Source organism: Sulfuricella denitrificans skB26 (assembly GCF_000297055.2).
In the GTDB taxonomy this organism is placed as follows: domain Bacteria; phylum Pseudomonadota; class Gammaproteobacteria; order Burkholderiales; family Sulfuricellaceae; genus Sulfuricella; species Sulfuricella denitrificans.
Map to the genome: position 1 here is coordinate 2,410,975 of NC_022357.1, position 12,241 is coordinate 2,423,215.

Here is a 12,241-nt window from a genome sequence, read left to right on the forward strand (position 1 = left end):
ACGCATGATTGACAACTCTGAACCCAAAGAACTACGCCAGGCGGCGCTATTCTGGCTGTCAGAGCCGGACCCCGCCAGCAAAGCCGAAGGAGTACGCCTCCTGGCGCAAGCATGGCAGTCTGGTGATGTCATGCTGGACGCGCATGCCACCTTGTCAGCACAACCTCCCATACCCGGCCAGCCGCTCAAGCCCGAACTGGTATCGCCACGCCTGGTCAAGCACCGTTCGATGAACACCCTGGAGGGTCGCGCCACATTGATCCATGCCTTGGTGCACATCGAATTCACGGCCATCAACCTGGCGCTGGATGCACTCTGGCGCTACCCCGACATGCCGCGCGAATATTACGCGGATTGGCTGCAGGTCGCGCAGGAGGAAGCACTGCATTTCTCCTTGCTTGCCGACCACTTGCGCGGCATGGGCTACGCCTATGGTGATTTTCCGGCGCATAACAGCCTGTGGGAGATGGCGGCAAAAACCCAGGACGACATCCTGGCCCGAATCGCTCTGGTGCCTCGAACCATGGAGGCGCGCGGTCTGGATGCCGCCCCGCCGGTGCGGGCAAAGCTGGCGCAGGCGGGTGACATGGCTGCCGCCGCTATCCTCGACATCATCCTGCGCGATGAAATCGGTCACGTCGGCATCGGCAACCGCTGGTATGGATGGCTGTGTGAGCAGCGTGGACTGGAGCCGGTAAACACCTACGCCCGCCTGGCAGCCGAGTACCATGCGCCGGTCATGCGCGGTCCGTTCAATCTTGAAGCAAGGCGGGCAGCAGGCTTCAGTGAGATTGAATTGGCGGCATTAAAATAAAACTGGCGAATCGGGAGAGATGAAACAGTCATGGCAAGTTTTATCATCGCGCCATGATTGTCGGGTCAGTAACCAATACAACGCCAGCATGTCACGACGGCCAAGACAGCTTGCCGCACAGATCGATGTGCGTCAGGTACAGCCGCAGATCAAATTCAATCTGATGATATTCCGGCTCCATGTGGATACAGAGCTGATAGAAGGCCTTGTCGTGCTCTTTTTCCTTCAGGTGCGCAAGTTCATGCACGACGATCATCCTGAGAAACTCCAGCGGCACTTCCCTGAATAAAGAGGCAATGCGTATTTCACGATTGGCCTTGAGCTTGCTGCCCTGCACGCGGGAAATGGCGGTGTGCAGCCCAAGCGCGTGCTGAATGACCTGAATCCGGCGGTCGAAAGCGACTTTGTTGATGGGTGCAGCGTTGCGCAGGAAACGGTTCTTCAGAGTGAATACATAGTCATACAGCGCTTTGTCGGTGCGGATATCGTGCGCGGCGCGGTATTTTTTCTGCAGGATGTCGCCCAGGCGGCCCTGCTGTATAAGCTGCCGAACCTGGACTTTGACATCCTCGGGGTAGCCGGTGAGGTATTTCAGGGTAGGCATCGGTTTTTATGCGGTACATAAAGAAAGAAATAACATCGAAAATTTGCTTTACACTTAGGTCTAATTTCGCTCAAATCATCGCCCTGATAGTATAACCATGGCAACCCAGTGCTGCTTGATGAACAATCGAAATAACAGGCAGGAGAAACCCCTCTATTTTATTATTTTGGGAGGGTTCGGTTAAAATGCCTGTCCCGATGCAGATCAATGCAAACATTGCCTCGATTAAAGTTCCGATAACAGTGGGTTGCGACCACGACGAGACGACATGAAAATAACGGTCAGTGAATTAATCGTAAGATATTTGGAGCGCCTGGGGATAGAAGTAATCTTCGGGATACCGGGCGCACATATCTTGCCGGTTTATGACAGCTTGTATGACTCGAAAATCAAGAGCGTATTGGTCAAGCATGAACAGGGAGCGGCGTTCATGGCCGGGGGCTATGCCAGAGCTTCAGGGAAGATTGCTGCCTGCATTACCACTGCAGGGCCTGGGGCGACCAATCTGGTCACGGGGATCGCCAATGCCTACGCCGACAAGCAGCCTATTCTGGTCATCACCGGCGAAACATCGACCCATATTTTTGGCAAGGGTGGCCTGCAGGAGAGTTCCGGCGAAGGCGGCAGCATTGACCAGGTCGCGCTATTTTCCGGCATCACGCGCTACCACAAACTGATCGAACGTACGGATTACCTGCCCACTGTACTGAATCAGGCGACCAAACATCTGCTTTCCACGACACCCGGCCCCGTGGTGTTGAGCATCCCCTATAACGTACAGAAAGAAATGGTGGATGCATCCGTCCTCGATCAGGTTTCCTTCACACGCATGACCGGCGGATGCCTGCTCGCCGAGCAGTACATCGACAAGAGCGTGGAGTTGATCCGCGAAGCTAAGCGCCCACTGATCATCGCAGGCTATGGCTGCATCCGTTCGGGTGCGCAGGAACACTTACGCCGCATCAGCGAGCGTCTCAATATTCCGGTAACCAGCAGCCTCAAGGCTAAAGGCGCGATCGACGAACGCTCCGCGCTGTCGCTGGGCAGCCTTGGCGTCACCTCCGGCGGTTACGCCATGCGCTATCTGGAACAGGAAGCCGACCTGGTGCTGGTGCTGGGGGCGGGCTTCAATGAAAGAACCAGCTATGTCTGGGACAAGCATCTGTTGGCGGGCAAGACGCTCATCCAGGTGGATAACAGCGACCAGCAACTGGAAAAGGTCTTCCGCGCCGACCTGGTGGTGCATGCCGACCTTGGCACCTATCTGCAAACGCTGGATACAGCCATTCAGGCGCAAAAGGTGGCGGAGAAAGGTCCTGTGGATATCGCCACTTTTATCGCAGCCACACAAGCCCAGGCGGATGCTGCCGGCAAGACGATTTTCAACCGGCAGTTCGACCACGTGCGCGCCTTTTATAGCTGGCTGGAACATCGGTTTCCGGACGGCCTGGTCATGTTCGACGACAACATCGTTTTTGCTCAGAACTTCTACCGTGTGTCCGCCAAGGACCGTTTCTACCCCAACACCGGCGTCTCCTCACTGGGCCACGCCATCCCGGCGGCCATTGGCACCAGCTTCGAAGTCGACCAACCCCTGTTCGCCATGATCGGCGACGGCGGGTTCCAGATGTGCGCGATGGAGATCATGACGGCGGTGAATTACGACATCCCGTTGAACATCATCCTGTTCAACAACAACACCATGGGATTGATCCGCAAGAACCAGCACCATCTCTACCAGGATCGCTTCATTGACTGCGATTTCACCAACCCGGACTTCGCATTGCTGGCACAGTCCTTCGGCATCAAGCATTGCCGGGTGGACAGCGAGCAGGACCTGACCAAGTTGGAGGCAATCGATTTTTATCATGGCATCAATCTCATCGAGATCATGATCGATCAGGATGCGTATCCGAATTATTCCTCAAGACGCTAGTTCCGCATGACCGATTTCGTGACGACGCATCTGGTGGAATGCATCTCGCGCTACCCATCCGTCATTCCCGGCATGGCTGATCTCGGCAAGCAACTGCAAGGCCTGCTGAAATGCTCAGCTAGTGGATCCCCTCTCCCCTTGTGGGAGAGGGCTAGGGAGAGGGGTGAATCCTGCACCGAACCACCCTCACCCCAACCCTCTCCCATCAAGGGAGAGGGGGCAAAATCTCTCGATACGCTCATCGACCTGTATGAGCAGTGTTACCCCTTGCTGGAAAAGGCGATGTGGTCCACCGAGCCGGACTTTGCACCGCTGCTGGCTTGTTATCAGGCCCTGTTCCGCGAGCAGGAGGCCCTGATCCAGCAACGCCCAACAGATGATCGCCATCACTTCATCCTCAGCATCCCGGTGGCGGATCGGCCGCCCCACCTGCGTGCCTGCCTGGAAAGCATTTACCAGGTCTGCACGCTGTTCAACTATGGCGGGAATGCGTCCGGCGCGTGGGATAAGATCAGGATCATCGTCGCCGAGGACAGCCGCGATGAAAACAACATCTGCCGGCATATCGACCTGGTGGAGGAATACCGGCAAAAAGGCTTGCAGGTCTTTTACTTCGGACTGGCGGAGCAGTATGAATTGCTGCAATCACTGCCCCAGCGCCAGCGTGAGCAATTAGGCAATCTGCTCACCACCCAACCCAAAGAAAAATTTTATCTCAAGGGACAGGCCGCCAATCGCAACCTGAGTTACCTGAAGTTTCTGCAGCTGACGGAAGATAAAAACAGAACACTGTATTATCTGGTCGATAGCGACCAGCATTTTTGCGTGAACCGGCAGACCGAATCCGGCGAAGAGATGGTGGCTGCGCTGAATTATTTTCACGCCATCGACAAGATCTTTCGCACCAGCGACACACTGATGCTCACCGGCAAGATGGTGGGCGACCCACCCGTCTCGCCATCCGTGATGGCCGGCAATTTCCTCGACGACGTGACGGCCTTCTTTACCCGGCTGGCCACCTTGACCGGCGATCAGGCCTGCCAGTTTCATGGCGCACAGGGGCCACTTGCCGGCGATGCCGCCTATCACGACATGGCCGGGCTGTTCGGTTTCGAAAACCGGCCGGCAACATTTTCCTACCCCTGCCGGCTCGAAGGCGAGCATGGCCATGGCGCGTGCCTGATGGATTTTGCACGACGGCTCAACGCCTTCTTCTTTGGTGAACATCTCTTCCGCAAGACCTGGTTTTCCTACGGCAGCGGCTTTGCCGAGCTCTCTCCCGCGCGAACGATTTACCCCGGCAATTACATCGTCAACTACTCGGGGCTGAAATACATCATCCCTTTTGGTCACCTGCGGCTGCGTATGTCGGGCCCCACGGCCGGGCGGCTGATCGCTGCCGAAATCAAGGAACACTTCGCCTCTTTCAACATGCCCAATCTGCACCGGCGCACCACCGAGGCGGGATTGGACGACGATTTCCGACCCGGCGTGGAACTGGATGGAGCACAACAAAGCGTCGATCTCTCCAACGAATTCGAACGCCAGTTCTTCGGCGACCTCATGCTGTTTTCTACCGAAGAGCTAGTCAAGCAGGCAGACGTGAACCAGCCCTTTGCCCAGGATGTAATTGAGACAGTCATCGCCCGGAAAGAGGCCGAACTGCTGGCGCTGTACCAACAAAAGCATGAAGCCATCGTCGGCAAAAACAAGCAATTGCATGACCTCGTGTTCAACGCCGGGCATTGGTGGTTGCGCTCGCCCGAGTTGGCTATTGCGCTGCGGCAAGTCCAGGCCTTCATCGATAATATCGACCGCAATTTTGGCGAGCACGCCCTGGCTTGGCGCCAGATCCAGTCAGCCGAGCATCGCGCACAACGCAAAAGGCAGATCGTCGAGGCATTGATAAATTACCGAGCGGAGCAGGATGCCTGGGATAGGCTGTTCTAAGGAGTTGTCTAACCGGGCTCAGATAGCAATGCACTATCGGTCACATTGCTAAAACCAATTAGATTAATTGATTCCAAGAATCTACACTGAATTGTGCATTCAATTAACTAGAGGAGAATACCATGTCCGACAGCAAATGCCCGTTTGTACATAAAACCGGGAGCGGTACGTCGAACCACGATTGGTGGCCAAACCGGCTAAGCCTCGAAATCCTGCACCAGCATAACCCCGAGTCCAGCCCGATGGGCGAGGATTTCAACTACGCCGAGGAATTCAAGACCCTCGACCTCGCGGCCGTGAAAAAAGACCTGACTGCCCTGATGACCGACTCGCAGGAGTGGTGGCCGGCGGATTACGGCCACTATGGCCCTTTTTTCGTCCGCATGGCGTGGCATAGCGCGGGCACCTACCGCACCGGCGACGGTCGTGGCGGCGCAGGCCACGGCAACCAGCGTTTCGCCCCGCTTAATAGCTGGCCCGATAACGTCAACCTAGACAAGGCCCGCCGGCTGCTGTGGCCGATCAAGCAGAAATACGGCAAGAAAATTTCCTGGGCTGACCTGATCATTCTCACGGGCAACGTGGCCATGGAATCGATGGGCTTCAAGACCTTCGGTTTCGGCGGTGGACGCGAGGACATCTGGGCACCGGAGATCGACGTCTACTGGGGCCATGAAGAAAAGTGGCTGGACGACAAGGCGCGCTATTCCGGTGAACATGATCTCGAGAATCCGCTCGCTGCCGTGCAGATGGGCCTGATCTACGTCAACCCGGAAGGCCCGGGCGGCAATCCAGATCCGGTCGCGTCCGGCCGCGACGTGCGCGAAACCTTTGCACGCATGGCCATGAATGACGAAGAGACGGTGGCGCTCACCTGTGGCGGGCACACCTTCGGCAAATGCCACGGTGCCGGTCCGGCCACGCACGTGGGGCCGGAGCCTGAAGCCGCGCCCATCGAGCAGATGGGCCTGGGCTGGAAGAGCAGCTTTGGCACCGGTAAGGGGGGTGACACGATCAGCAGCGGTCTGGAAGGTTCATGGACGCCGACGCCGACGAAGTGGGACATGAGCTATCTCGACATGCTGTTCGGCAACGAGTGGGTTGTGGAGAAAAGCCCGGCGGGCGCCTGGCAGTGGACGCCCAAGCGGGAGACCGACAGCAACCAGGCGCCAGCCGCCGACGACGCCTCGAAGCGGGTCCAGATTATCATGACCGCCGCGGACATGGCGATGCGCATGGATCCTATCTATGAGCCGATTGCACGTCGCTTCCACAAGAACCCGGAAGCGTTTGCCGACGCATACGCCCGAGCCTGGTTCAAGCTGACCCACCGTGACATGGGCCCCCGTTCGCGCTATCTTGGCCCCGAAGTGCCTGCGGAAGAGCTGATCTGGCAAGACCCCATCCCCGCCGTCGATCACCCCCTGATCAACGACCAGGACGTCGCAGCCCTCAAGGCTAAAGTACTGGCGTCCGGGCTGAGTGTTTCGGAGCTGGTCTCGACCGCCTGGGCCTCGGCGTCGATGTTCCGCGGCTCCGACAAGCGTGGCGGCGCCAACGGCGCGCGCATTCGTCTCGCACCGCAGAAGAACTGGGAAGCCAATCAGCCGAAGCAACTGGCCAACGTGCTTGGAAAGCTCGAAGGTATCCAGCGTGAGTTCAATGCTGGCGGCAAGAAAGTCTCGCTAGCCGACTTGATCGTACTGGCAGGTTGTGCCGGTGTCGAAGAGGCTGCAAAGAAAGCTGGCCATGCAGTGGCGATACCTTTCACGCAGGGCCGCATGGACGCCTCGCAGGAACAGACCGATGTGGACTCCTTCGCCGTGCTCGAACCGATCGCCGATGGCTTCCGCAACTACCAGAAGGGCAAGTACTCCGTCTCGGCCGAGGAACTGCTGCTCGACAAGGCGCAATTGCTGACGCTCTCCGCGCCCGAGATGACGGTGCTGGTCGGCGGCATGCGCGCGTTGAACGCGAATGTCGGTCAGTCAAGGCACGGGGTCTTCACCAAGCAGCCGGGGGCGCTCACGAACGACTTTTTTTGTCAACCTGCTCGACATGGGCACGACCTGGAAGCCCGTTTCTGACGCCGAGGACGTATTCGAAGGGCGCGACCGCAAGACTGGCGAAGTCAAATGGACCGGCACCCGCGTCGATCTGATCTTCGGTTCTAACTCCCAACTCCGAGCCATCGCGGAAGCCTACGCGTGCAGCGACTCGCAGCCAGCGTTCGTGCGTGACTTTGTGGCGGCCTGGAACAAGGTGATGAACCTGGATCGCTTCGACCTTGCGTGATCTTGGAAAACAGGTCTTAAAATCCTAAATCGCGCAGCCTCGGCTTGGCGTGGGTTATCCCGAATCAGGTTGAGTCGAGTAGGGTGGGCACGTCCTTGTGCTCACGCAGATTCAAACGCGTGGGCAGATAAAACCTTGCCCACCCTACTTGGCTGGGATAGCCATAGCTAGACGCCTTGGTTCGAAGTTGACTGTCGAAATTGACTTGCAAAATATACAATATTTTGTATAATTCGTTCATGAGCAAATTAAAACCCGTCGAGTTCTGCGGTAGCGCGCTTGATGATCTGCGCGCATTTCCAGTATCAGCGAGACGTGAAGCTGGCCACCAACTTGACCGGGTGCAGCACGGTCTGGAAGCTGACGACTGGAAGCCGATACCGACGATTGGACAAGGGGTGCGGGAAATCCGAATTTGTGACGCAGCCGGAGCATTTCGAATCGTCTACGTGGCAAAGTTCACCAATGCAATCTATGTGATTCACTGTTTCCAGAAAAAGACTCAGAAAACCAGTAAAACAGACTTGGATTTAGCCGAGAGCAGATACCGCGATTTAATTAAGGAGTCAGGCAAATGAGCAATAAACAATTCGCCAGTGTGTGGGATGCAATCGAAGACACACCAGAGGAAGCCGAGAACATGAAGCTGCGTTCTGCTTTAATGATTGCCCTTAAGGAGCATCTTACCCGCACAGGCCTGAACCAGTCTGAAGCAGCCAAACTGTTCGGCATCACGCAACCGCGTGTATCAGACCTGATGCGCGGAAAGATTGGCCTTTTCGGTTTGGATGCCTTGGTCAATATGGTGGTAGCAGCTGGATTGCACATCGAAATGCGCATACTTGAAGCCGCTTGAATAATGAGAGCCCGTCCCGAATGGCATACATTTGTTGCTGCATAGCTTGACCTGGCCCCGGATTTCTATGAGCTTGGAGAACAAAAAAATCACTTTAGTGGTGGGCGCCGGGGCGAGCAGGGAGCTAGGCCTTCCTACGGGCGCGGAATTGAAGGCAAAGATTGCCTCGCTGCTAGATATTCAATTCCCGGACGGCTATCGGCAAAAGAGTGGTGACTACCAGATATGTGATGCCCTCAAGGCTGAGGCGCTTCTATCAGGAGATTCAAGACAAGACATCAATCCACATCTGCATGCCGCATGGCGCATTAGGGACGCGATGCCGCAGGCTATTTCAATAGACAACTTTATTGATACGCACCAAGGTGACAAACTAATAGAACTCTGCGGGAAACTCGCAATCACCAGAAGTATATTGGAGGCGGAGCGAAGCAGTATTCTGTATTTAAATCCGCAGGACGGAAAAGAGAATTTAAACTTTTCTAAAACGGAGGCGTGCTGGTTAAATCCATTCGTTAGGATTCTTACAGAAAACTGCAAGGAATCCGAGCTGGAAAAGCGACTCTCAAGCATCACTTTGATTGTCTTTAACTATGATCGCTGCATAGAGCACTATTTGTATCTGTCGCTTCAGAATTACTACGGAATCAGTAAGGAGAAGGCAGCGGCTCTAGTTAAAAAGATCGAAATTTACCATCCATACGGAACGGTGGGCCCTCTGCCTTGGCAGGCACAATCGGATGCCGTTCCGTATGGTACAGAGCTCAATCCGGATCGGCTGTTGGCGATTGCAAAAGGAATAAAGACATTTACCGAAGGAACAGATCCAGATTCTTCTGAGATCGTTCAAATAAAACACGCTGTTGGTACATCAAGCAGGGTATTGTTCCTCGGGTTTGCATTTCATAGGCTAAACCTGCAGCTCATTAGCCCACAGGAAAACATGTCAACCGAGAAGCTTGCGCAGCGCTTTTTAGCCACAGCAAAGGGCATATCCAAGAGCGATTGCGATGAAATCCGCCTTGAGCTCGCCACTCTTGGACACTGCAGCCCCATGCAGGTCGAATTGCGGAATGACTTGGCATGCCGCGACATATTCTTTGAATACACTAGGGGTCTTTCACTTCTATAGGGCATGCAGATCCGGGGTCTAAATAAGATGCAAAACAGCCCCTCATTCGCACCAACCCCCTCCCTTACCAAACCTACCCACCATCACTCAGGATAACCTGCTCTAATCCAAGCAGGCCGAATCCACTGCATTCCCGATAATCTGTCGGCGGCATTCCCGGCAAACCTCCCGCGCCGTATGCAGCACGTCCTCCGGAATGGCGATATGGGCGTAATCGACCGGTGTCCTGTCAATTACTCCGCTATGCATGCGCTTGGACGAGTCGCCTTTTCTGGCCTGCCCAGTCTGGCTTAAAATTTGATACCGCTCGCTTAACGGCGAGTCCAACTCCAGCCAGTCCGATAGCCGGGGAAGCAATTTCTCCGGCGCGCGTTGAAACAGCTCGGCATCGAAATAGTAATAGGGCTGATTGGCCGTGCGGCTAAAGTCGGCGAGTGCCTGGACGCGCGCGATATAGTAGTTCGCCGCCTCAACGGGCGAGGCATAAAGATCCTCGATTTCCTTTTGTGCAAACAGATGGACGATACTTTTGATCGTGTGTTCCGGCTCCAGCAGGGAGATCAGTATCTTCATATTCGCCAGACCAAGCTGCCCGGGCTTCAACAGATAGTCGTTGTGCAGCAGCTTGTCGAAAAGATAACGGCTGTTCTCCTTGAACACATCACCTTCCAGGAACACATCAAGCTGCTTGTCCAGCGCGGATGCGTCCTCATAGCTGATATGCATTTCATAGTAGCCATTGATCTGCGGGTGCGAACCGAGGATATGCCCTGCCAGACTGGTAAAGGCGCGCATATGGCTCAGCAGGAAAATTCTGGAGAGGGGGTCAGACGAAGCATTCATACAATCAGATAGGTCGGTTCACTTAAACACTTGCTACGAGTCTAGCATTCGGAGAGCAGCGCAATCTACATCGACAGCATCGAGGGGGTTCTTTGGAGTTCAACTCCGGCAAGCACCGCTTCGTCATCTGCAACCCGGCCTGACTATCGCAGCAGGATCAGCCGTGGCGTTGCATCGCTGCCTGCGTAAACGAACCCGTTCTGGCGGAATTGTCTAGCCAGCTTTTTGGCAGCCTCCAGCGAAATACCGAAGACCAGAAAACTCGGTTCCCCGGGCCATCGCCCTGATGGATCCCTGCCCTCCCCATCCAGATAAGGCAAACCCAGGGCCTTGATCTCGGCAAGCAGTTCTTGCTGGGCGGCATGATTGTCCGAATCTGATGTCAGTTCACCGAAGGGATTCCATGCGGTGATGTAGGCAGCGCTGTCTGTCCGGTCAAGATTGAATCTTAGCGCAAGTTCGGGGCTGGCACGGCCAATATTCAGGACAAATGACTCTGCAGCCATCACCTTGTAGTCAGTCGCAAGGTAGGCCTTGATGGTTGCGGCGGGGATAGCCGATTCAGAAAACAATCGATCTCCCGCCGGCTAGGCCGACCCGCTCTTCAGCCTGGCCTTGAATTTCTCCTTCAGTTTTGCCACCTTGGGAGCAACCACGGATCGGCAATAGGGTTGATTGCCGTGGCCTCTGAAATACTCCTGGTGATAGTCTTCAGCCACGTAAAAAATTCCGGCGGGCACAATTTCAGTCACGGCGGACGGAATCCCGGCGACCACTTCTTCCGCTATCGCCTTCTGTTCCGGGCTGTGGGTGAATATGGCGGAGCGGTACTGGGTGCCCGCATCGTTTCCTTGGCGGTTCAGGGTCGTGGGATCGTGAATCGTGAAAAAAACTTCCAGCAAATCCCGGCAGGAAATCACTGCCGGGTCGAAGGCGATCCGCACCGCCTCGGCATGGCCGGTGGTGCCGCTGCAAATCTCTTCGTAGCTGGGATTGACGGTGCTTCCGGCGGTATAACCCGACTCGACCTTCTCCACGCCATCAAGCAGTTCGAACACCGCCTCCAGGCACCAGAAGCACCCACCCGCGAGGGTGGCGGTTTCCCTGTTTTGACTCATCACTCATCCTTCGCTGTTATTCCGTATCATGCATAATAGCCGATCTTCGGGTGTTCGGCTCCACCCGGGAACCGCACCCAACAGCCAAGGAAAATCCCGATGAAAAAAAGCTCCCTGCGTATTTTGCCGCTCTTGTCCCTGGCGCTCCTTTTCACCACTTCGGCTCCCGCCTTCGAGCAGGCGCAAGACATCAGAAGTCACGCCGCCGCTGTCAGCGGCACGGTGCAGGTACTGTTCACCCCGGAGGACGACGCCACCGGTCAGATCGTACAAGCCATCGAACATGCGCAGAGGCAGGTGCTGGTGCAAACATTCAGCTTCACCAGCCGGGAAATCTCCGAGGCACTGATCAGTGCCAAGCAGCGCGGTGTGGATGTCCGCGTCGTCACGGACGCGGATCAGATAAGAAGAATGGAGCGCAGCAAGGTGCCGACGGTTGCGGCCGGCGGGGTACCGGTATTCGTCGACAGTCTGCACGACAGCGCCCACAACAAGGTGATGGTGATCGATGCCGGCAGCGCCAACCCGGTGGTAATCACCGGCAGCTTCAACTTCACCCATGCCGCGCAGTTCAAGAATGCGGAGAATCTGCTGATCTTCCGCGGCAACCGGGAACTGACAGCCGCCTACCTTGAGAACTGGCTGCGTCATCGCGAGCATTCGCAACCGCTGGTAAAGTAAATGTGCGTAGAT

Annotated in this window: 11 protein-coding genes and 1 pseudogene; 8 read left to right on the forward strand and 4 right to left on the reverse strand. The window is 55.9% G+C overall.

Annotation, left to right across the window (positions count from 1 at the left end; translation table 11 throughout):
* Window positions 1–4: 4 nt before the first annotated feature.
* Window positions 5–814: a ferritin-like domain-containing protein gene (locus SCD_RS11705; protein WP_009205372.1), complete on the forward strand. Its 810-nt coding sequence runs from the start codon at window positions 5–7 to the stop codon at window positions 812–814.
* A 91-nt stretch (window positions 815–905) separates the two neighbouring features.
* On the opposite strand, the gene SCD_RS11710 is transcribed toward SCD_RS11705, so the two are convergent.
* Window positions 906–1,418 (reverse strand): M48 family metallopeptidase, encoded by a 513-nt coding sequence (locus SCD_RS11710; protein WP_009205373.1) that lies wholly within the window; start codon window positions 1,416–1,418, stop codon window positions 906–908.
* Between the two features lie 268 nt (window positions 1,419–1,686).
* Between SCD_RS11710 and SCD_RS11715 the strand changes: the two genes are divergently transcribed.
* The 6 genes and pseudogenes from SCD_RS11715 (at window position 1,687) to SCD_RS11740 (ending at window position 9,587) form a co-directional block, all read left to right on the forward strand.
* A complete protein-coding gene (locus SCD_RS11715; RefSeq protein ID WP_009205374.1) occupies window positions 1,687–3,354 on the forward strand; it encodes a thiamine pyrophosphate-binding protein in 1,668 nt (555 codons plus the stop codon).
* A gap of 6 nt (window positions 3,355–3,360) precedes the next feature.
* Window positions 3,361–5,304: a hypothetical protein gene (locus SCD_RS11720; RefSeq protein WP_009205375.1), complete on the forward strand. Its 1,944-nt coding sequence runs from the start codon at window positions 3,361–3,363 to the stop codon at window positions 5,302–5,304.
* A gap of 122 nt (window positions 5,305–5,426) precedes the next feature.
* Window positions 5,427–7,599, forward strand: a pseudogene (katG, locus tag SCD_RS11725) (catalase/peroxidase HPI).
* A gap of 239 nt (window positions 7,600–7,838) precedes the next feature.
* Complete coding sequence (locus tag SCD_RS11730; protein ID WP_009205378.1) at window positions 7,839–8,177, forward strand: type II toxin-antitoxin system RelE/ParE family toxin; 339 nt, start codon at window positions 7,839–7,841, stop codon at window positions 8,175–8,177.
* Window positions 8,174–8,455 (forward strand): helix-turn-helix domain-containing protein, encoded by a 282-nt coding sequence (locus SCD_RS11735; RefSeq protein ID WP_009205379.1) that lies wholly within the window; start codon window positions 8,174–8,176, stop codon window positions 8,453–8,455. The genes SCD_RS11730 and SCD_RS11735 overlap by 4 nt, the downstream gene beginning before the upstream one ends.
* Window positions 8,456–8,522: 67 nt before the next feature.
* The gene (locus SCD_RS11740) at window positions 8,523–9,587 is read left to right on the forward strand and encodes a hypothetical protein (protein WP_009205380.1); all 1,065 of its coding nucleotides are present in this window, start codon (window positions 8,523–8,525) and stop codon (window positions 9,585–9,587) included.
* A 102-nt stretch (window positions 9,588–9,689) separates the two neighbouring features.
* Here the strand turns inward: SCD_RS11740 and SCD_RS11745 are convergent, their stop codons facing one another.
* The 3 genes from SCD_RS11745 to msrA form a co-directional block, all read right to left on the reverse strand.
* Window positions 9,690–10,430, reverse strand: coding sequence for a sulfotransferase family protein (locus SCD_RS11745; RefSeq protein ID WP_009205381.1), 741 nt, complete (start codon window positions 10,428–10,430; stop codon window positions 9,690–9,692).
* 143 nt (window positions 10,431–10,573) lie between these two features.
* Window positions 10,574–11,002 carry a DUF3293 domain-containing protein gene (locus SCD_RS11750; protein WP_009205382.1) on the reverse strand — a complete coding sequence of 143 codons (429 nt, stop codon included), beginning with the start codon at window positions 11,000–11,002 and terminating at the stop codon, window positions 10,574–10,576.
* A 15-nt stretch (window positions 11,003–11,017) separates the two neighbouring features.
* A complete protein-coding gene (msrA, locus tag SCD_RS11755) occupies window positions 11,018–11,548 on the reverse strand; it encodes a peptide-methionine (S)-S-oxide reductase MsrA (RefSeq protein WP_009205383.1) in 531 nt (176 codons plus the stop codon).
* Between the two features lie 99 nt (window positions 11,549–11,647).
* Between msrA and SCD_RS11760 the strand changes: the two genes are divergently transcribed.
* Window positions 11,648–12,229 carry a phospholipase D family nuclease gene (locus SCD_RS11760; protein WP_009205384.1) on the forward strand — a complete coding sequence of 194 codons (582 nt, stop codon included), beginning with the start codon at window positions 11,648–11,650 and terminating at the stop codon, window positions 12,227–12,229.
* Window positions 12,230–12,241: the final 12 nt, after the last annotated feature.